Annotated in this window: 21 protein-coding genes; 11 read left to right on the top strand and 10 right to left on the bottom strand. The window is 69.0% G+C overall.

The annotated features are described in order from the left end of the window. The first annotated feature begins 25 nt into the window (after positions 1–25). Together hypD and ACQ5DX_RS20460 are read left to right on the top strand one after the other, a co-directional pair. A complete protein-coding gene (gene hypD / locus ACQ5DX_RS20465) occupies positions 26–1,156 on the top strand; it encodes a hydrogenase formation protein HypD (RefSeq protein ID WP_430334311.1) in 1,131 nt (376 codons plus the stop codon). After that, on the top strand, positions 1,153–1,953 hold the full coding sequence (locus tag ACQ5DX_RS20460; protein ID WP_430334310.1) for a DUF6390 family protein: 801 nt from the start codon (positions 1,153–1,155) through the stop codon (positions 1,951–1,953). Before hypD ends, ACQ5DX_RS20460 begins: the two co-directional genes overlap by 4 nt. Here ACQ5DX_RS20460 and ACQ5DX_RS20455 read toward each other — a convergent pair. The 6 genes from ACQ5DX_RS20455 to ACQ5DX_RS20430 form a co-directional block, all read right to left on the bottom strand. After that, entirely contained in the window at positions 1,904–2,674 is a 771-nt protein-coding gene (locus tag ACQ5DX_RS20455) for an energy-coupling factor ABC transporter ATP-binding protein (RefSeq protein ID WP_430334309.1), read from the bottom strand. The genes ACQ5DX_RS20460 and ACQ5DX_RS20455 overlap by 50 nt on opposite strands. A 1-nt stretch (position 2,675) precedes the next feature. Continuing rightward, positions 2,676–3,434, bottom strand: coding sequence for a cobalt ECF transporter T component CbiQ (gene cbiQ, locus ACQ5DX_RS20450; protein WP_430334308.1), 759 nt, complete (start codon positions 3,432–3,434; stop codon positions 2,676–2,678). A gap of 1 nt (position 3,435) precedes the next feature. Beyond that, the gene (locus tag ACQ5DX_RS20445) at positions 3,436–3,780 is read right to left on the bottom strand and encodes a PDGLE domain-containing protein (protein ID WP_430334307.1); all 345 of its coding nucleotides are present in this window, start codon (positions 3,778–3,780) and stop codon (positions 3,436–3,438) included. Next, positions 3,777–4,463, bottom strand: coding sequence for an energy-coupling factor ABC transporter permease (locus ACQ5DX_RS20440; RefSeq protein WP_430335759.1), 687 nt, complete (start codon positions 4,461–4,463; stop codon positions 3,777–3,779). Before ACQ5DX_RS20440 ends, ACQ5DX_RS20445 begins: the two co-directional genes overlap by 4 nt. 136 nt (positions 4,464–4,599) lie before the next feature. After that, complete coding sequence (locus ACQ5DX_RS20435; protein ID WP_430334306.1) at positions 4,600–4,842, bottom strand: hypothetical protein; 243 nt, start codon at positions 4,840–4,842, stop codon at positions 4,600–4,602. 261 nt (positions 4,843–5,103) lie between these two features. Next, positions 5,104–6,714, bottom strand: coding sequence for an ABC-F family ATP-binding cassette domain-containing protein (locus tag ACQ5DX_RS20430; protein ID WP_430334305.1), 1,611 nt, complete (start codon positions 6,712–6,714; stop codon positions 5,104–5,106). A gap of 260 nt (positions 6,715–6,974) precedes the next feature. Between ACQ5DX_RS20430 and ACQ5DX_RS20425 the strand changes: the two genes are divergently transcribed. Further along, positions 6,975–7,469 carry a beta-class carbonic anhydrase gene (locus ACQ5DX_RS20425; RefSeq protein ID WP_430334304.1) on the top strand — a complete coding sequence of 165 codons (495 nt, stop codon included), beginning with the start codon at positions 6,975–6,977 and terminating at the stop codon, positions 7,467–7,469. A gap of 51 nt (positions 7,470–7,520) precedes the next feature. On the opposite strand, the gene ACQ5DX_RS20420 is transcribed toward ACQ5DX_RS20425, so the two are convergent. Then, entirely contained in the window at positions 7,521–8,075 is a 555-nt protein-coding gene (locus ACQ5DX_RS20420) for a hypothetical protein (protein ID WP_430334303.1), read from the bottom strand. Between the two features lie 128 nt (positions 8,076–8,203). Next, positions 8,204–8,785, bottom strand: coding sequence for a TetR/AcrR family transcriptional regulator (locus ACQ5DX_RS20415; protein WP_430334302.1), 582 nt, complete (start codon positions 8,783–8,785; stop codon positions 8,204–8,206). Positions 8,786–8,872: 87 nt separating this feature from the next. Between ACQ5DX_RS20415 and ACQ5DX_RS20410 the strand changes: the two genes are divergently transcribed. The 4 genes from ACQ5DX_RS20410 (at position 8,873) to ACQ5DX_RS20395 (ending at position 14,039) form a co-directional block, all read left to right on the top strand. Then, on the top strand, positions 8,873–9,901 hold the full coding sequence (locus ACQ5DX_RS20410) for a beta-ketoacyl-ACP synthase III (protein WP_430334301.1): 1,029 nt from the start codon (positions 8,873–8,875) through the stop codon (positions 9,899–9,901). Between the two features lie 60 nt (positions 9,902–9,961). Further along, a complete protein-coding gene (locus tag ACQ5DX_RS20405) occupies positions 9,962–11,710 on the top strand; it encodes a penicillin-binding transpeptidase domain-containing protein (RefSeq protein ID WP_430334300.1) in 1,749 nt (582 codons plus the stop codon). Positions 11,711–11,843: 133 nt separating this feature from the next. Beyond that, the gene (locus tag ACQ5DX_RS20400) at positions 11,844–13,526 is read left to right on the top strand and encodes an NTF2-like N-terminal transpeptidase domain-containing protein (protein WP_430334299.1); all 1,683 of its coding nucleotides are present in this window, start codon (positions 11,844–11,846) and stop codon (positions 13,524–13,526) included. Positions 13,527–13,574: 48 nt separating this feature from the next. Next, entirely contained in the window at positions 13,575–14,039 is a 465-nt protein-coding gene (locus ACQ5DX_RS20395) for a MarR family winged helix-turn-helix transcriptional regulator (RefSeq protein ID WP_430334298.1), read from the top strand. Between the two features lie 16 nt (positions 14,040–14,055). Here ACQ5DX_RS20395 and ACQ5DX_RS20390 read toward each other — a convergent pair whose 3' ends face one another. After that, complete coding sequence (locus ACQ5DX_RS20390) at positions 14,056–14,982, bottom strand: VOC family protein (RefSeq protein ID WP_430334297.1); 927 nt, start codon at positions 14,980–14,982, stop codon at positions 14,056–14,058. A 145-nt stretch (positions 14,983–15,127) separates the two neighbouring features. Here ACQ5DX_RS20390 and ACQ5DX_RS20385 point away from each other — a divergent pair, with 145 nt between their 5' ends. Then, complete coding sequence (locus tag ACQ5DX_RS20385) at positions 15,128–15,739, top strand: TetR/AcrR family transcriptional regulator (RefSeq protein ID WP_430334296.1); 612 nt, start codon at positions 15,128–15,130, stop codon at positions 15,737–15,739. A gap of 12 nt (positions 15,740–15,751) precedes the next feature. On the opposite strand, the gene ACQ5DX_RS20380 is transcribed toward ACQ5DX_RS20385, so the two are convergent. Next, entirely contained in the window at positions 15,752–16,810 is a 1,059-nt protein-coding gene (locus ACQ5DX_RS20380) for a M48 family metallopeptidase (protein ID WP_430334295.1), read from the bottom strand. Between the two features lie 209 nt (positions 16,811–17,019). On the opposite strand from ACQ5DX_RS20380, the gene ACQ5DX_RS20375 reads away from it, so the two are divergent. The 3 genes from ACQ5DX_RS20375 to ACQ5DX_RS20365 are packed head-to-tail and all read left to right on the top strand — an operon-like array spanning position 17,020 to position 19,996. Beyond that, positions 17,020–18,234: an acyl-CoA dehydrogenase family protein gene (locus ACQ5DX_RS20375; protein WP_430334294.1), complete on the top strand. Its 1,215-nt coding sequence runs from the start codon at positions 17,020–17,022 to the stop codon at positions 18,232–18,234. Beyond that, positions 18,231–19,262 carry a phosphotransferase family protein gene (locus ACQ5DX_RS20370; protein WP_430334293.1) on the top strand — a complete coding sequence of 344 codons (1,032 nt, stop codon included), beginning with the start codon at positions 18,231–18,233 and terminating at the stop codon, positions 19,260–19,262. Before ACQ5DX_RS20375 ends, ACQ5DX_RS20370 begins: the two co-directional genes overlap by 4 nt. After that, on the top strand, positions 19,259–19,996 hold the full coding sequence (locus ACQ5DX_RS20365) for an SDR family NAD(P)-dependent oxidoreductase (protein ID WP_430334292.1): 738 nt from the start codon (positions 19,259–19,261) through the stop codon (positions 19,994–19,996). The genes ACQ5DX_RS20370 and ACQ5DX_RS20365 overlap by 4 nt, the downstream gene beginning before the upstream one ends. Positions 19,997–20,032 lie beyond the last annotated feature (36 nt).

Genomic DNA, 20,032 nt, shown 5'->3' with positions numbered 1-20,032 from the left:
GGCGGCGGCACAAGGAGGTTGCAGCATGAAATTCGTGGACGAATTCCGTGACCCGGCGGCGGCCCGGGCGCTGGTCCGGTCGATCACCGAACTCGCCGGCGACGACGAGTTCAAATTCATGGAGGTGTGCGGCGGGCACACCCACACCATCTACCGGCACGGCATCGAACACCTGCTGCCGCCGTCCGTGGAACTCGTGCACGGACCGGGCTGCCCGGTGTGCGTGATCCCGATGGGCCGTGTCGACGACGCGATGTACCTCGCCGAACAGCCCGACGTCGTCTTCACGACGTTCGGCGACATGATGCGCGTGCCCGGATCCCACGGCAACCTCATCGAGGCGAAAGCCCGTGGCGCGGATGTGCGATTCGTGTATTCGCCGCTCGACGCGCTCAAGATCGCCCTGGACAACCCGGACAAGCAGGTGGTGTTCTTCGCGGTCGGCTTCGAGACCACCGCCCCGTCGACCGCGGTGACGCTGGTCCGCGCGCGGCAGATGGGCGTGACGAACTTCAGCATCTTCTGCAACCACGTGACGATCGTGCCGCCGATCAAGGCGATCCTCGAGTCCCCGGACCTGCGACTCGACGGGTTCCTCGGGCCCGGCCACGTGTCCACCGTGGTGGGGTTGCGGCCGTACCGGTTCGTCCCCGAGGTGTACGGGAAGCCGATGGTGGTGGCGGGGTTCGAACCGCTCGACATCCTCGCGTCGGTGCACATGCTGTTGCAGCAGATCCGCGAGGGACGCTGTGAGGTGGAGAACCAGTACATCCGGGTGGTGCGACCGGAGGGCAACATGCAGGCGCTGAAGCTGATGAGCGAAACCTTCGCGCTTCGGCCGCATTTCGAATGGCGCGGGCTCGGTTTCATCTCGCAGAGCGCATTGAGGATCCACCCGGACTACGTCGAGTTCGACGCCGAGGAGCGCTTCTCGATGCCCGGCGTGCGGGTGGCCGACCCCAAGGCGTGCCAGTGCGGTGAGGTACTCAAGGGGGTGATCAAGCCGTGGGAGTGCAAGGTGTTCGGCACCGCCTGCACGCCCGAGACCCCGATCGGCACGTGCATGGTCTCACCGGAGGGCGCGTGCGCCGCCTACTACAACTTCGGACGGTTGCACCGCGAGACCGCGCTGCTGGTCGGGCGGAGACCCGAGTGAGTGGCCGGTCCGGCCGCAGCCTGTTCGCGCGGTACGCGTACGCGCCCAACGCGCTCGGGTACTGCGGTCCGGTCGGGGCTGCGGTCCTCGAGAAGGTTGCCTGCGGGGGCGAGGGGGCGGACGTCGGTGGGGTGGATTCTGCCGCACGGCAGTTCAGTGGCGCGTGGCCGTACCAGGAGTTGCTGGCCGAGTTGTCCGGGGTGGACGACGTCCTCGACGAGCGCGTCGTGCGTGGTTACTGGACCGGCAACGAGTTGACGGCGGCGGTGGACCGCGAACGGTTCGGCCGGGAACTGCTCGGCCGCCTGGGCGCACGCGCGGGCCACTACTGGAAGTACCTCACCGACGACCTGCTGTCCGAGGTCGCACCCACCCACGCGTTCCACGTGTTCGGCGTCTATCCGTGGACGCGACTGCTCGGCTCGGGGATGCCGCAACCACTGCACGTCCTGGACTCGTGCCGCATCCGCAACGGCGTCGTCGTGGAGTTGCGGCCGGATGCCGCGGTGGTGCGCTCGCGGGGGCTGCAGTTCGACGGTGCGAAGCTGACGTTGGGGCCGCTCGAGGACCGACCCGCCCGCCGGCGCACGGCCACCGGTCCGTTCGTGCCGGAGCTGCGGGTGGGCGATCGGGTGGCCGTGCACTGGGACCTGGTGTGCGAACGGCTCGACGCGGACCAGGCGGGCAGCCTCGAGTACTGGACCGATTGGCAACTGAGGCAGACCAATCCGCGACTCGCCGCCGAGTTCACCGGTCCCGTGACGGATCCGACAGCCGATCCACTCCGGGAAGCGTGAACCCCCACGGCAGTTCGAGCCGGTGCGTGGCCAACAGGTCGGCGTCGGTCAGGACCCGGTCGATCCGGTCGTCCGCCACCAATCGGCCCTCGTCGAGGATCACCGCGCGCCGGCAGAGCTGCGCGGCGTACGGCAGGTCGTGCGTGACCAGGATCAGGGTGGTCTCCAGGCGGGTGAGCACCTCCGCGAGTTCGCGACGGGCGACGGGGTCCAGATTGGTCGACGGCTCGTCGAGCACGAGCACGTCGGGCCGGCACGCCAGGACCGTCGCGAGTGCGACGCGTCGGCGCTGGCCACCCGAGAGGTGACCGGCGCTGCGGTGGGCGTGCTCGGCCATCCCGACCTGCTCGAGCGCGTCGGTCACGCGTCGTTCGAGTTCCGCACCGCGGACCCCGAAGTTGGCGGGCCCGAACGCGACATCCTCGGCGACGGTGGGCATGAACAACTGGTCGTCGGGGTCCTGGAACACCACGCCCACCCTGCGGCGGATCTCGCGCAGGTTCCTCCGGTCGACCGCGAGGCCGCTTATCCGGACCGACCCCGCGGTCGCGGTGAGTACGGCGTTGAGCTGGAGGATCAGGGTGGTCTTGCCGGCGCCGTTGGGGCCCAGGACCGCGACGCGTTCGCCGGGTGCGATCGCGAGGTCGATGCCGTCGAGTGCTCTTCGGCCGTCGGGATATTCGAAGACGAGCCCGGTGGTCTCGATCGCGGGAGAACTCATCTCACACCACCCATGCCGTAGTCGCGACCGCCACCGCGCACACGGCGGGCGCCAGCGCCATCGACCAGTCGCGACCTCGAGCGGGCGCCGTGGACAGCGGGACCGTCCCGGTGAACCCCCGCGAGAGCATCGCCAGGTGCACGCGTTCGCCGCGCTCGTACGCGCGCAGGAACGTCCCGCCCACCCCACGGGCGGCGGCGCCGACCTGGTGCAGGGCACGCGGGTCGTCGCCGCGGGAGATACGGGCGATACGCATCCGGTCGATCTCTCCGGCAAGGAGATTCACGTAGCGGACCATGAGCGTCGCGACCGTGACGACCACACCGGGCAGGTGCAGGCGGGACAGCCCCGCCGGCAGGGCCCGCATCGGGGTGGTGGCCGCGAGCGTCAACGAGACCAGGACACCCAGGGTGCCCTTGACCAGGATGTTCCACGCCGCGAGCAGACCCGGAACGGACAGCGACAGGCCCAGGACCGTCACCCGGTCGCCGCCCTCCGCGAACGGCAGCAGCACGGCGAGCACGACGAAGGGCGCCTCGATCAGCATGCGCGGCGCGAGCCACCGCACCGAGATCCCGGCGATCCGCCACACCACCACCAGGATCGCGAGGTATGTCACGAACGCCCAGAAGGCTTCTCGTGACGTCGCGACGATCGCGAAGACCCCGACGAAGGCGGCGACGATCTTCACCTCGGTGGGCAGGTTGTGCACGGGCGATGCGCCTTCGAGGTACAGCGGGTGCGTGTGCGACCCCGACACCTCACGGCCTCCGACGCGCGATCAGGCGGAACAGCAGGCCGGCCACCACGAAGACCGCGATCACGCCGAGGATCCCCGCGACGCCGGTGAGTGCCCCGTCGCCGTGGATCGAGTAGCCGGCGAACGGCGACGACGACAGGTGGTGGTCGGTGGCGCCCTGGGCTATGCAACTGCCGTCGAGCTGTTCGCCGGTTTCGGTTTTCACGACCTCGCATCCGCGCAGCGTCGTGGAGTCGAGGCCGTCCGGGCTGGAACTGGCGAAGTACGACAGGACACCGGCGATCAGCAGGGCCGCGACCGCGAATCCGACGAGGAACCACGATCGTCTGCGCGAGGAGGTGCTCATATCGACGCCACTCCCTCGCGTTTCGACCGCGCCGGTTGCGAGCGCAGCAGGTACACCAGGTCGGGCCGGGCCCGCGCGACCGCGACGACCGTGAACGCGGTGATGATGCCCTCCCCGACGCCGATGAGGGCGTGGGTGCCGAGCATGTAGGCCGCGACCGTGTGCAGCGAGGTGACCGCGGATCCGCCGATCGCGTACTCCACGACGAACATCGACGCGGCGAGAACGGTTGCGCACCAGGCGGACACGAACGCCAGCACGCCGATCCCGCCGTCCCCGCGGTGGGCGAGCAGCGGGCGCAGCGCGACAGCGACGGCGTACCCGGCTGCGGTCCCGACCAGCGCCATGTTGGTGATGTTCGCGCCCAGCGCGGTGAGGCCGCCGTCGGCGAACAACAGGGACTGGACGGTCAGCACGATCGCGATGCACAGCGCGCCCGTGTACGGGCCGACGAGGATCGCGGCGAGGGCGCCACCGAGGAGATGTCCGCTGACGCCCGGCAGGATCGGAAAGTTGATCATCTGCACCGCGAACACGAACGCGGCGACCAGACCGGCCATGGGCGCGGTCCGCTCGTCGAGTTCGGTTCCGGCGCGCCAGATTGCGATGCCGATGCCGACGACCGCGACGGCCCAGAACAGGACCGAGGCGGGGGCGCTGATGATCCCGTCGCTCATGTGCATTGCGACGACATCGGTTTCGACTGCCACGCTGGCCTCCCGAGAGCCGGGGAATGGTAGTCGCCAAGTCTATCGGGACATCTGAACAGCTGAACAGGCTTTCCGGAATGATCCGGTTCGACAGCCGTTCCCGCTCCTATCAGCGGGGGCGCAGCAGGAGGCACGCGGCCGCGAGGGCCGCCACGGTCAGCAGCAGTACCCGACCGGTCTCGACCATCCGTACGCCCAGCCACAGTGCGAGGGCCGCCGGACCGACGGCCATCAGTACCGCGCACACGATCAGGGCCGCGCGTTTGGCGTGTTCGCTGGGGAGTGCAGGTTCGGCCGGCTGGACCACCACGTCACCGAGTTCCGAGGAGTCGTGGTTCTTCGTGTCGATCATGAGCGACTTTCGAGGGTCGAAGTGGTTGCCGAGCGCGGCATTCGCCTTGCTCGGCAACCACCGTAACGGCTTCTGCAACACCCTGTGACGCAGCCGAATTCGTTGCCGAAGCTCATGAATCGCAAGTGGTGTCCGGATGTGTCGCGTGGGGTTGCTGTGACACCGACCCGGGACCTTCTGCTCTGGAGCCGCGGGCCACACGTATGCAGAGCGGCCGCGAATCGGCCCGCCGAAAGAGACGAAGCTCATACCGTCGCGCCGTCACTCGGCGGGTTCCACCGACGATTCGGTGAGCCCCGACTCGTCGACCGACAGTTCCCGCGTGATGCCGATGTCGCGCAGGAACTGCTGGTCGTGGCTGACCACGATCAGCGCGCCGCGAAAACCGTTCAGTGCCTGGACCAGGTGCGCGAGGCTCGGGAGATCGAGGTTGTTGGTCGGCTCGTCGAGCATGAGCAGGCGCGGTGGCGGGTCCGCGGCCAGGAGCATCGCCAGTGCGGCTCGCAGGCGCTCGCCACCGGACAGCGTCGATACCGCGGCGTCGGCGTCCGCCCCGCGGAACAGGAACCGCGCCAGTCCCGCGCGGATCGTCTCCGCCGAGGCGTGCGGCGCGGCCGCCGCGACGTTCTCCGCCACCGACTTGGCGTCGTCGAAGATGTCGAGCCGCTGGGGGAGCAGCGCGAACGGCACTTTCGCGCCGTGTCGGGCGATCTCGTGCAGCAGTGTCGTCTTGCCGATCCCGTTGCGTCCGCTGAGCGCGATGCGCTCGGGGCCGGTGACGGTGAGCTCGAGCGTCTGACCGCTGCGCAGGCGCGTTTCCGGCAGGACGATCACCTGCTGGCCGGGGAACACCGCGGTGTCGGGCAGGTCGATGCGGATCTCGCGGTCGTCACGTACCAGATCCTGGGCCTCGGACAGCGCGCGCTTCGCATCCCCGAGCTTCTCGATGTGGTTGCCGCGCAGCTTGCCTGCCGACTCCTGGGCGGCGCGCTTGCGCAGCCCCATCACGATCTTGGGTTCACGCTTGTTCTCGTACATCTTGCGCCCGTAGCGCTCTCGTCGATCGATCTTGGTCTGCGCCTCGACGAGCTCGCGGCTCTGCTTGCGGACGTCGCTGCGGGCGTCCCGCACCGCGGCCCGCGCCGTTTCCTGCTCGGCCTCGACCGCGCGCTGGTACTCACCGAAGTTGCCGCCGAACATGCGCAGGCGCCCGTCGCGAAGTTCGGCGATCGACTCCATCGTGTCGAGCAGGTCCCGGTCGTGGCTCACGACGAGGACGGTGCCCGGGAACTGTCGGACCGCGTCGCTGAGCAGCGTTCGACTGTCGCGGTCCAGGTTGTTGGTCGGCTCGTCGAGCAGCAGAACGTCGGGCTCGGCGAGTAGCTGTGCGGTGAGACCGAGCAATGTCGTTTCACCGCCGGACAATTCGCCCACCGTGCGGTCCAAACCGGAAGCGTCGGGGACGATGTGTCGCAGACCCAGCCGGTGCAGCGTCGACACCGCCCGCTCCTCGATGTCCCACGCCGAGCCGACCGTGTCGAAGTCGGTGTCGGCGGCCGTGCCGGACTCGATGCGCGCCAATGCTTGTCGAATGTCGGCGATCCCCAGAACCGTGTCGACCCGGACGTTCGGGTCGAGAGTCAGGTCCTGCGGCAGGTACGCGACGGTGCCGTGAGTGGTGACGGAACCGCGGGACGGCGGCAGGTGGCCGGCGATCAGCTTCAGCAGCGTCGACTTGCCTGCGCCGTTGAGGCCCACCAGACCGGTTCGGCCCGAGCAGATCACGGCGTCGAGACCGTCGACGACCGGGGTCCCGTCGGGCCACGAATAGGTGAGATCGGACAGGGAGACAGAGGTGGAGGAATGTGCCATGGATGCTCCGAGAGGTTGCGTGCGGTGCGCAGACGCGTGCCACTGCACACGCCGCGCTCTGGCGCGGGATCACCTCTACAGGAGCAAGGGCTCTGTCCTATCGATCGGAAACACTGACGTCGACCACGGTATGACCGGTTCAACCGGTACGCAACCCGTTTATTCCGCTCGAGGGGCGCGGAAGGGTTCCGCGCTCCCGTCGCCGCGACGATCATGGAACAGGGTACGGGCGCCGGGCCCGACGGAACCGGGAGACACCGATGACGGTCACCGACGAATACCTCGAGAACAACAAGCGCTACGCCGAGAGCTTCTCAGGCCCGCTGCCGCTGCCGCCGAGCAGGCACGTCGCCGTCGTCGCGTGCATGGACGCGCGGCTGGATGTCTATCGCATTCTTGGGCTCGGCCCGGGCGAGGCGCACGTGATCCGCAACGCGGGCGGTGTCGTCACCGACGACGAGATCCGATCCCTCGCGATCAGCCAGCGGTTGCTGGGCACGCGCGAGATCATCCTCATCCACCACACCGACTGCGGCATGCTGACATTCACCGACGACGAGTTCAAACGCGCCATCCAGGACGAGACCGGCATCAAGCCCGCGTGGTCCGCCGAGTCGTTCCCGAACGTCGAAGAGGACGTCCGGCAGTCGCTGCGCCGCGTCGCCGCGAGCCCGTTCGTCACACTCACGGAGTCGTTGCGCGGCTTCGTGTTCGACGTCGCCACCGGTCGGCTGACCGAGGTCACGCTGGAGTGACCTCGGTCGGGTCCGGTCGAGGATCCGGGGTCCGCTAGATCCGGGGCCCCGCTAGATCTGTGGTCCCTCCGTTCTGAGGTCGTCGACCTTGCGCATCGCCTCGCGTAGTTCCGCGAGCCATTCCTCGGTGTGCTGACCGGCCAGCTTCACGGTCCACTTCAACGCGTCGGAGCGGGAGCGTGCCACACCCGCGTCGACGAGGGTGTCGAGAACCTTGCGTTCGGGCTGACGCAGCCTCGTCATCACCGGAACGGCGAGGTGGGTGAACAGGATTCGCCGGTCACCGATCGTGACGCTCCACGCGACCTTTCGCCCGTAGCGGTCCTCGGCCTCGTCGGCGATCTGCATGCGTTCGGGTCTGGTGGATTCTCGGAACCTCGCGACGCGCCCCGCGGCTGCCGCCTCGGAGTCCTCGCCCTCGCCGACCTCGACCGGTGGTAGTTCGCCCGTCACGACGATCTCCTCGCGGTCCACCTCGACGGTGGCGGGACCGGTGAACCAATCGTCGGGAAGTCTGCCCGCGAACCAGTCCGCGGCATCCGAGGCGTCGGGAACATCGGCCTGCTGCCAGCCGCCGGGTCGTCCGAATCCGTGTGCTCTTCTCATGATCGTCCTCCTCGGGTCGATCTGCTTGCACTGATTACATGATTACTCCGTTCGCGGACGAGCGCCACCGGCGAACGGGTCTGTTTCCACGACCTTCCGAGATGGGCGCCGCGCGGCTCGGGGACGCGTCAGCGGGCGAGGTGATGCTCCAGCAGGAGACCGAGTTGGGCGTGCGCGTCGGCGAACGGCCGGCTCGACTCGACTGCACGGCTCTGCACGATGGCGCCCTCGATCACGGACAGCAGCACCCCCGCCGTGGAGCGGGCGGTGGATCCCTCGATTCCGGCCGCCTCCATGCCGGTCGCGAGCCGGGTGGTCCAGTCGTCGAACGCCTGGCCGGCGGCGGCCTGCACCGCCGGGTCCGATTCGTCCAGTGCCGCCGCCATCATGAACGAACCCAGGCGATACTCGCTGGACTCCAGCGGTTCGAGCCAGAACGCGAAGAGCTCGTCCAGCCACTGCGCCACCGATGGCGCGCTCGCGAGCTTGTCCGCCATGACGGCCAGGTGCGAATGCACCACGCGCGACACGATCCGGGCCGCGGTTTCGACGAGTTGGCCCTTGCCGGCCGGGAAGTGTTGATACAGGGAGTTGCGCGACGTATTGCTGCGTTTGAGCAGCTCGGTCAGGCCGGCGGCATGCACTCCGTATTCCTGCACCACGGCGATCGTGCTCGTGAGTAGTCGAGCTCGCGGTCGTGGGGAGGTCATGCGGGTTCCTTCCGGGCTTGTGTGGACCGATCGGTTCAGGTTAGATCTAGTCCATGTGAACCGATCGGTTCACATGGAGAGGATGCCGTGCCCGCCCCCATCGCCACCGCCAGTCCCATCGCCCACGCAGCCCTCCTGGGTCTCGGGGCGTACCGGCCCCGCCGCGTCGTGCCCAACGCCGAGATCGTCGACCGGATCGAGTCGTCCGACGAGTGGATCCGGACCCGTTCGGGTATCACCGCCCGTCGCTGGGCCGAACCGGACGAGACCATCGTCGGGATGAGCGTCGCGGCCTCCCGCGACGCGCTCGCCGCCGCGGGTCTCGCGGCAGACCAGATCGACGCCGTCGTGCTGGCCACGTCCTCGCAGATGGTGCTGGGGCCGTCGGCGGGGGCGGTGGTGGCCACCGAACTCGGCATGCAGGACACCCCCGCGTACGACATTTCCGCCGGCTGCGCCGGCTTCTGCTACGCGCTGGGCAACGCCGCGAGCCTCGTCCGCGCCGGGCAGGCGCGGCACGTCCTGGTGATCGGTGTGGAACGACTGTCCGATCTCCTCGATCAGACCGACCGGACCTGCGCATTCATCTTCGCCGACGGTGCCGGCGCGGTCGTGGTGGGTCCCGCCGAGGAAGAGGGCATCGGTCCCGTCGCCTGGGGATCGGACGGCAGCCAGACCGCGGCGATCAAGCAGGACAAGGACTTCCAGCAGTACTTCGCCGAGGTGCAGGAGAAGGGCGCGGAAGCGGAACGACCGTACATCCGGATGAACGGTCAGGCCGTGTTCCGTTGGGCGGTGACGTTCCTGGAGAAGGCGTGCCGTGATGCTCTCGACAAATCCGGAATCACGGCCGACGACCTGGACGCCTTCGTGCCGCACCAGGCCAACAGCCGCATCACCGACGCCCTGATCCGGACCCTCGGGCTGCCCGACACCGTCGCGGTGGCCCGCGACATCGTCGAGACGGGCAACACCAGCGCGGCGTCGATCCCGATGGCGATGGAACAACTCCTCAGGTCGGGCGGTGCGAAGCCCGGTGACACCGCGCTGCTGCTCGGCTTCGGTGCCGGATTGGCCTACGCCGGCCAGGTTGTCCGGCTACCGGCGATCAGCTGAGCCGCCGGGCGCGGTAGCGCTGCCACCCCCGACGTCGGTTTCTGGGGCATCATCGACGGCATGGCTGCGCCGCGTCTCGTGTCCCGTACGAATCTGATCGCCCTGGTCACCGCGTCCGCTCTGGTGCTGGCCGGATGTGGAGGCGACGACCCGTCGCCCGAGCAGCGGTTCGCCGACGCCCTCGCGAACGGCGACGCCCAGGCGGCCGCGGACCTGACGACGGACCCGGCCGCCGCGTCGGCCGCGATCACCGCGATGTTCGACGGTCTCGCCGCGCAGGGGCGCAGTTTCACCGTCGCGCAGGGCGGCGATTCGTTCACCCTCGACGCGGACTGGGACCTCGGCGACGGGAAGGAATGGCACTACTCCACCGAAGGCAAGGTGGTGAACGTCTCGGGTGAGCAACGGCTTTCGTGGGATCCCGCATTGCTGGTACCGGGGCTCGACGCGGACTCGACGGTGCGGTTCACCCCGACGACGGGGAAGCCGCCGCAGGTGCGGGCGAGCGACGGTCAGCCGATCATGACGCAGCAGGTGGTCACGCTGGTGAACCTGCAGCCCTCGGCGGACGCGAACGCGGTGGCGCCGCTGCTGACGCCGATCGTCCCGACGATCACCGTCGACTCGCTTCGCGGCGACCTCGCGAAGGCCGACGGCAAGCCCGTCACGGCAATCGCATTGCGCGAATCCGACATTGCGCCCATCCGCGGGCAGCTGGCGGCGATCCCGGGCGTGGAACTGGTGGACCAGACCCGGCTGCTCACCGTGGACAAGGCGTTGTCGTCGCCGGTGTTCGCCGACCTCGCGAATCTCTGGCAGGAGGGACAGGACGCGTCGGCCGGGTGGGCGGTGCAGATGGTGGGGTCGGACGGAAGCGTGCGCCGACTCGCCGGACAGGACGGGACCCCCGCCCCGAACATCGACACCACGCTCGACCCGAAGCTGCAGACGGCGGCCGAGAACGCGCTCGCGGGCATCCCGCAGCCGGCGGCGATCGTGGCGCTGCGCCCGTCGACCGGCGCGGTCCTCGCCGTCGCCCAGAACGCCCCCGCCGACGCTCAGGGCGCGATCGCGCTCACCGGCCTGTATCCGCCCGGATCGACGTTCAAGACGGTGACGACGTCGGCGGCGCTGCAGGCCGGGAACGTCACACCCGACACCGTGCTGCCGTGCCCGGGCACCGAGAACGTCGAAGGTCGGCAGATCCCCAACGACGACAACTTCGACCTCGGGCCGGTGCCCCTGCACACCGCGTTCGCGCACTCGTGCAACACGACGATGGCCCGCCTCGCCGTCTCGCTGCCCGCCGACGCGCTGCCGCAGGCCGCCGCTCAATTCGGTCTCGGCCTGGACTACGTGACGCCGGGGCTGACGACGGTCACCGGAGCAGTCCCTCCCGCAGAGACACCCGCGGCCCGGGTCGAGTCGGCGATCGGCCAGGGCGCGGTGACTGCCTCGCCGTTCGGGATGGCGCTCGTCGCGGCGTCCATCGCCAACGGTGCCACGCCGGCGCCGACGATGGTCGTCGGCCGACCCGGCACCGCGGACCGCACCGTCGCCCCGGCGCCTCGGGACGTGGACGACGACCTGCGCGCGATGATGCGCGAAACGGTAACGGACGGGACCGCGAAGATTCTCGCCGATCTGCCGAACCTTGCGGGCAAGACGGGCACCGCGGAGTACGGTGATGGCACAGACTCACACGGATGGTTCGTGGGCATCGACGGGGATCTTGCTTTCGCGGTTTTCGTTGCGGGAGCGGACAGTTCGGGACCCGCGCTGGACGCTGCCGGTCGTTTCCTGCGGTAGGTCCGCGCAACCCCCGAGTCGGGCTCGCGTGGTAACGGGGAGGTATCGAAAACGCGCGCCGGTGGCGCAATCGTGACTTCTTCGTAGGCGATCCGTGCTTGTTACGCATGTGACAAACGGGAGGATTGTGGCCATGGGTTTCCGAGCGTCGCCCCGCGTCCGGCGTAGCTGTGCGATTGCCCTGCCGCTCGTCCTCGTGGCGGTGCTGGCGGCCGCGCTCGTGTCCTGTGTGGGTCAAAAGTCTGATGCGAGTGCACAATCGGTCGTCAACGGGTTCGTCGAAGCCCTCAACGATCGGGACGCCGAGGCTGCCGCCGCCCTCACGTCGTATCCCAATGCGGCCCAGGAATCCATCCAGCAGATGTTCGATGGGCTCGACGCCAAGGATTCTCAGTGGACCCTCGCCCAGTTCGTGGAACTGAACGGCGATTCCGGGTTCTTCACCGTCGACGCCGCATGGAACTTCGGCGAGGGGAAGGACTGGAGCTACTACGTCGACGGCGGCGTCAAGAAGCTGTCGGTGGGCTGGCGCGTGTCCTGGGACCCCACCCTCCTGGCGCCGGAGCTCGGCCACGGTCGGACGGTTCGGTACGACCGTACCGATGCGGCTCCGCCTCGGGTGATCGACGGCGCGGGTAACCCCCTGATGGCGGAGCAGACGATCAACGCCGTGACCCTCGACCCGGCGTCGATGCCCGATCCGGTCGCCAGCACCGACCGCCTCGCGAAGGCCCTCGAGCCCGTTGCCCCTCTCGTGACCGGCGACTCGATGCGGCAGGAGCTCGCCGCGAAGCCGGGGGAGAAGGTGGTCGCGGTCCTGCTGCGTGACCAGGACTACCAATACCTGGAGAAGAACCTGACCGGCATCCCCGGCGTCGTGGTCGACAAGCAGCCCAAGCTCATCACGACCGACCGGCGGATCGTCACGCCCCTGCTCGATCCGCTGCGCACCGTGTGGCAGATGAACCGAGATGCCACCTCCGGCTGGGCCGTCAACGTCGTCGAACCGGACGGCGGGATGCAGCAGCAGGTGGGCTACCAGGGTCCGCCCGGACCGGACATCAAGGCCACTCTCGACTCGAATCTGCAGTTGGCCGCCGAGAACGCCGTCGTCAGTGTCGGCACCCCGGCCGCGATCGTCGCGATCCGGCCGTCGACCGGAGCGGTTGTGGTTGCGGCCCAGAACAATCAGTCGATCGAACAGGGGCCGGTGGCTTTCACCGGGTTGTATCCGGCCGGCAACTCCCTCGATCTGGTGCGCCAGGCCGCGGCGACGCAGGCGGGCGTCGAACCGGGCAAGGTCAGCGACGACCAACTCGAGCGCGCCGGACGGCAGCTCGGTCTCGGACTGCACTACGAGATGCCGGGACTCGATCCGGAGACCGCGGTGCTGACGTCGTCGCAGTCCGGGGTGGACCAGGTGATGAAGTCGAAGAACGGCACCGAGTCGCAGGTGAGCCCGTTCGGGCTCGCTATGGTGGCGGCGTCCGTGGCCCGCGGGAGTGCCCCGATGCCGATGATCGTCGAGGGCCAGCAGGCCACGGCGAAGGACGTCGAGGACGCGCTCCCGGCGAACGTCACCGACCAGCTGCGAACCGCGATGCGCGACAACGTCCAGAAGGGGCCGGCGTCGTTCCTCAAGCAGTACCCCGATCTCATGGGGATCGCGTCGGGCAACGACACCGATCGCTGGTTCTTCGGCGCCCGCGGTGACCTCGCGTTCGCGGTGTTCGTGGCCGACGCGGACGGCGGCGACCGGGCGCTCAAGATGACCGACCTGCTGATGAGGGAGATGGCCAAGCCGGTCGAGCGGTGAGCGGATCGCCGCGGCAGGTGAGCGAGCCGTCCTCCCTATACTCGCTCCATGCCTTCCGCTCACGACTCCGACACCCCGCCGCTCGGCGACAGGCTCGGGTACGTGTTCGTCAAGGCCGCGTGGAAGGTTCGGCAGTTCTACGCCGAGAAGCTCTCCGAGGTGGGGTTGCTCCCCAACCAACACGCGATTCTCAGCACCTTGAACGAACTCGGTCCGTGCCACCAGAAGGCCCTCGCGGCGCGGGTGGTGCTCGATCCGGGGGACATCGTCGCCTACCTCGACGCGCTGCAGAAGGCTCGTTACGTCGAACGGAACCGCGACCCGGAGGATCGTCGCCGGCAGATCGTGTCGATCACCGACGAGGGACGCGAACTCCTGGTCGCGGCCGACCGTGCGCTGGACGACGTCGAGTCCGCCGTCTTCGGGGCGATGCCGCGGGAGCGTCGGGCCCTGCTGGCGGAGGCCACCGCTGCGATCTCCGCCCTCGACTCGCCGGCGGGCTGTGGCGACTGACGCCTGGCGACGCGTGTCAGACGCCGGCGGGCGCCGGCGTCGACCCCACCGGTCGGACGATGCCGGGAACGCGTGACCGGGTCCGGGCCGGCCGGCGATGCCCCCAGTAGCTCGGCCGGTCGTAGGTGCGCGCCACCCAGCTGAGGTCGTCGACCACCAGTCCGCCGTGGCCGTACTCGATCTGCATTCCCGACGGGGTGTCGATGTAGATCGACGTCATGAGGTCGTTGGTGTGCCGGCCCAGCGTCTGCATGACCTCGGTGCCGGTCTCGTGGACGAGGTCCATCGCGGTTCCGAGATCGTCCATGTGTGCGACCTCGAGCATCAGGTGATTGAAGCCGACGAATCCGGGCAGTTCGCTGAGCGCGAGCGAGTGGTGGCGTCCGTTGACGTGGTAGAAGCGCACGGTGTAGCGGTCGGTCGAGATCCGGTCCGACAGCCGGAATCCGAGGATGTCGACGTAGAAGCGGTTGGCCTCGTCGAGATCCGGGACCTGGAACACGACGTGCCCGAGCCCCTGGTCGCCGGTGACGAAGCCGCCGCGCATCGGGCGACCGGGGACGAAGGAGAGCGGCGTGGCGAGTTTGCCCCAGCTCAGCTCGTGCCGGATGCCCCACGGGTCCTCGAACCACACCAGTTCGGCCACCTGACGCTCGGCCACGAGCGCGTCGTCGCCCTCGTGGACGTCGACGCCGTTGGCCCGGAGGTGCGCGGCATACTGGCGCAGGTCCGTCTCGTTCGCCAATCCCCAACCCGCGTAGCGGAACTCGTCGTGATCGCCGGGATGGATGGCGATGCGGTAGTCGACGTCGTCGACCGCGAGACGGACTGCGCCGTCGGGTCCGTCGTCGGCCGGCATCGCGCCCAGTTGGGTGGGGCCGTAGGCCCGCCAGTCCTCGAATCTCGGTGATGCGATTCCGATGTACGACAGTTCCTGGATCATCGTCGGCCTCCCCGTGCGCTGTAGCGAAGTGATGGTTCGAGAAATTACACACGTATGCCAATCATTGGCAAGACCTACTATTTATTTCGTGAGGTGGTGAGGGTGGCTCGGCGTGTTCGTGCGACCACGTGAATACGGTGTGGGTATGACATCGGACTCTGTACCTGGCTCGTGGCGGCATTACGAGGCGGCGGCGCTGCCGGGTCCGCTCACGGCGGCGCTCGAACTGTTCGCCGAGCGCGGGTACGAGGGCGCGTCGATTCGAGAGATCGCCGCGCGGGCCGGACTGTCGGTGCCCGGGCTCTACCACCACTACCCGTCGAAGCAAGCGCTGCTGGTGGGGATCACTCGGGTCATCATGGCCGACCTGCTCGACCGCAGCCGACGCGCGCTCGCCGAGGCCGGGCCGTCGCCGCGCGAACAGTTCGACGCCGTCGTCGAATCGCTGCTGCGGTTCCACATGTTCCGGCGCGAGCAGGCGTTCGTCGCCTCGACCGAGATGCGCAGCATGGAGCCGGAGATCCGTGCGGAGTACGTCGGCATGCGTGACGAGCAGCAGCGGATCCTCGACGCGATCGTGGAGTCCGGAGTGGACGACGGATCCTTCCGCACACCGTATCCGGGCGACGCGAGCCGCGCCGTCACCACGATGTGTGTCGCGGTGGCAACGTGGTACCGCCCCGATGGGCCGCTGACACCCGACGAGTTGGTGGAGCGCTACCTCGAGGTCGCCCGAGGATCCGTCGGCGCGGGCTGAGCGCGCGAGCCGTCAGTTCTGGGAGCTTCTGCGCCAGTGGGTGAAACGGTCCTTGATGTCGGCCGCGACGTCGCCCACGCCCTGGCCGACTGCGCCGACGGCGTCACCGAGTCCGCCTCCGACGTCGCGCAGTGTGCGGATCAGCGGATCGTCCGACTGGTCGAAATTGTCCTTGTAAGTCTTTGCCGCGTTGCGGAACTCGTCGCGAATGCTGGCCTCGTCGTCGGTCGCGCGATGCGGGTACTCGCCGCGCAGCACGCGCGCGTACTCGCCGCCGTCGACCCAGCGCTTCAACTCCGCCGCCCGCAACACCGAGAACGGATGCGACATGAGTTCGACGTTGAGGAGCTTGAGCACGCCGTCGCGCAGGTCGCCGCTCGCGTCGTACTCGGCGGCCTGCGCGAGGAACGCGTCCGGGTCGATCTCGCTGACCCGTGAACCTCCGGCAAGCTTCATCTGCACGCGAAGTGCGGTGTGGACGTCCTGGCCGCACAGCAATCCCGCGCGGTCGGCGGACAGCTCGGACTTGCGCTGCCACTCCATCAGCCCCGCGATGATCCCGCGAAGTGCCCACCCGCCGACCGGCACCCAGCCGATGGTTCCGGCCAGCCGCATCAGGTGCAGCAGGATCGTGCGGTACACCGCGTGCCCGGACAGGGCGTGGCCGAGTTCGTGGCCGACGATGAAGCGCTGCTCCTCGTAGTTCATGATGTCCAGCAACCCGGTCGTCACGACGATGAACGGCTTGTCCATCCCGATCGTGAACGAGTTGACCGCGGGCGACTGCAGGACGAACAGCTCGGGTGTCTCGTCGGCGCCGAGGATCCGGACGCAGTCTCGACGGAGTTCGTCGAGATCCGGGAACTGGCGTTCGTCGACGCGGATCGAAGTGGCCAGGTACATCAGCCGGTGCTGGCGCTCCCGCAGCAGCCCCGACAGGGTCCGCAGGATGGTGTCGAACCCCTTGAGCGACCGCAGGGTCACCAGTGCAGCCCGGTCGGCGGGGTGTTCCCATGCGCGAGAGCTGATCCCGGGGAACTCGACCCGCGTGCGATCGGGACTGGTGGTCACGTCGGCTCCTTGTCGAAGACAGTGTTCGTCGGCGACGGGTGTGTGGAGGGCCCGCCCCAAACAATGATAGCGACCGATTGGTTTCCAATGTCTGAATCTCGGCCGGCTCGCGGCCTCGTGCGGGCGTCCGGGCCTTGACCTATCGCCTCGACTGTGCGACGGTACCTGCGACCGAGCGATCGTTCGGTCGGGAGACGTGGAGGTATGACGTGGCCGTGAATCTGTCGTACTCGCCCGAGGTGGAGAACCTCGTCGAGCGCACCCGGGAGTTCGTGCGGGACGTAGTCCTGCCGATCGAGGACGAGCACGCCGGTGACATCACGGCGGCCGGCGGCGACGGGGTGCGCAAGGAACTCCAGGCGGAGGCTGCGAGCAGGGGACTGCTGGCGCCGCACGCGCCCGTCGAGTTCGGGGGCCTCGGCCTGGACATGAGCGATCGCTCCCCGGTGTTCGAGGCCGCTGGCTACTCGCTGTTCGGCCCGACCGCGCTGAACATCGCGGCACCGGACGAAGGCAACGTGCACTTGCTCGCGCACGTCGCGAGCCCGGCCCAGAAGGAACAGTTCCTGGCCCCGCTCGCGCGCGGCGAGGTACGTTCCGCGTTCGCGATGACCGAGCCCGCGCCGGGCGCAGGATCGGATCCCTCCGCGCTCACGACCCGCGCCGAGAAGGCGCCCGGTGGCTGGAAGATCAACGGCCACAAGTGGTTCATCACCGGAGCCGACGGTGCCGGGTTCTTCATCATCATGGCCCGCACGTCCGGTGCGCCGGGCGACCGCGGCGGGGCGACGATGTTCCTCGCGCCGGCGTCGGCACCCGGCATCCGGGTGGGCAGGCACATCGAGACCCTCGACCGGGCCATGATCGGCGGCCACTGCGAGGTGTTCTTCGAGGACCTGTTCGTGCCCGACGACGCGGTGCTCGGCGCAGTCGACGAGGGTTTCGCGTATGCGCAGGTCCGGCTGGGGCCCGCCCGCATGACGCACGTGATGCGGTGGCTCGGTGCGGCTTGCCGCGGCCACGACGTCGCGGTCGAGTACGTCGCCCGACGCGACGGTTTCGGGTCGCGGCTCGGTGACCTGGGCATGGTGCAGAAGATGGTCGCCGACAACGAGATCGACATCGCGGCCACCCGCGCGCTGCTGACCCGCGCGTGCTGGGAACTGGACCAGGGCGAGAGCGGATCGGACTCGACGTCCATCGCGAAGGCGTTCGGTTCCGAGGCGATCTTCCGGATCGTCGACCGGTCGATCCAGATGTGCGGCGGCATGGGCGTTTCCGGTGACCTGCCGCTCGCACGCCTGTCCCGCGAGGTGCGCCCCTTCCGGGTGTACGACGGTCCGTCCGAGGTGCACCGCTGGGCGCTGGCCAAGCGCGTCGTCGGCAAGGCCAAGCGCGCGGCACGCGAGGAGGGCAAGTCGTGACGACCGCACGCCTCGACGGGCTGGACCTGGCTGCGCTGCAACGCTTCTTCGATGGTGCCGGAGTCCCCACCCGGGGAGAGCTGCGGGCCGAACTGATCTCCGGCGGCAAGTCCAACCTCACCTTCAAGGTGTTCGACGACGCCTCGCAGTGGGTGCTGCGCCGACCTCCGACCGCCGGTCTGACGCCGTCGGCGCACGACGTCGCCCGCGAGTTCCGGGTGTGTGCCGCGCTGCAGGACTCGCCGGTCCCGGTGGCGCCCACAGTCGCGCTGTGCGACGACGAGTCCGTGATGGGCGCGCCGTTCGCGGTCACCGGGTTCGTGGACGGCCGGGTGATCCGCACCGTCGACGACCTCGACCGGCTCACGGACGTCGAGATCGACTCGTGCGTGGACGAGTTGGTGCGCGTCCTGGCCGCGCTGCACGCCGTCGACCACCGCGAGGTGGGGCTCGAGGCGTTCGGCCGACCCGACGGGTACGTGTCCCGCCAGGTGTCGCTGTGGGCGCGCCAGTGGGAGCGCGTCAAGACCCGTGAACTGCGCGACCTCGAGCGCCTGCACGCCCTGCTCGCGGAGTCGATCCCGGCCACCTCGCACGCGGCGATCGTGCACGGCGACTACCGGATCGACAACACCCTCGTCGCCTCCGACGACCCCGGCCGGGTCGTCGCGGTGGTCGACTGGGAGATGTCGACGCTCGGCGACCCGCTCACCGACCTGGCACAGATGTGCGTCTACCGGCATCCCGCGCTGGACGTCATCCTCGGCGAGCCCGCGGCCTGGACGAGCACCCGGCTGCCGTCGCCCGACGAGATGGCGCAGCGGTACGCCACCGTGACCGGCCGGAGCCTCGATCACTGGGGCTTCTACCTGGGCCTGGCGAACTTCAAGCTCGCCGTGATCGCCGAGGGCATCACGCACCGCCACCGCGAGGGTGCCACCACGGGAGACGGATTCGCGCAGGCGTACGAGGCGGTACCGCCGCTCGTCGCCGCCGGTCTGGCCGCAATGGGAGAGGGAACACGATGACGAACAGTGCACTGATCACGGGCGCGTCCCGCGGCATCGGCCTGGGCATCGCGCACCGGCTCGCGGCGCAGGGCTACGCCCTCACCGTGACCGCACGGGACGCGTCGCGGCTCGAGGGCGTCGCCGCGGACCTGCGTCGCGCCGGCGCACCCGACGTGGTCGCGGTCTCCGCCGACATGGCCGCCCCCGACACCGCCGAGACGATCGCCGCCGCACACGCGGACCGGTTCGGATCCATGCGCGCGCTCGTCCTCAACGCCGGCGTCGGTTCCGCGGGCGCGGTGGGGGAGTACCCGATGCGGCGGTTCGACAAGACCGTGGCGGTGAACCTGACCGCGCCCTTCGCGCTGCTGCAGGCGTCGCTGCCGCTGCTGCGCAAGGGTGCCGCGGACAACCCGGACAACGGCGCGAAAGTGGTTGCGGTGTCGTCGATCACCGGGGTGTACGCGGAGGCGAACCTCGCGGTGTACGGCGCCACGAAGGCCGCGCTGATCTCCCTCGTGGAGACCTTCAATGCCGAGCAGTCCGGCAACGGGATCGCCGCGACGGCCATCGCCCCGGCCTATGTCGACACCGACATGTCCGACTGGACCAAGGACTCCATCCCCGCCGAGTCGATGCTGACCGTGAACGACATCGTCGAACTCGTCGACGTGGTGATGCGGTTGTCGAACCGGGCGGTGCTGTCCAAGCTCGTCCTCAGCCGGGCGGGTGTGTCGGGCTACGTGGCCTGACGTGCTGTGGCCGAATGTCACATACGTTCAGTCCAA

It is taken from the genome of Rhodococcus sp. ACT016 (assembly GCF_050477185.1).
Classification (GTDB): domain Bacteria; phylum Actinomycetota; class Actinomycetes; order Mycobacteriales; family Mycobacteriaceae; genus Prescottella.
The sequence above is the reverse complement of the archived record's forward strand: the minus strand, read 5'-3'. Positions and strand labels throughout refer to the sequence as shown.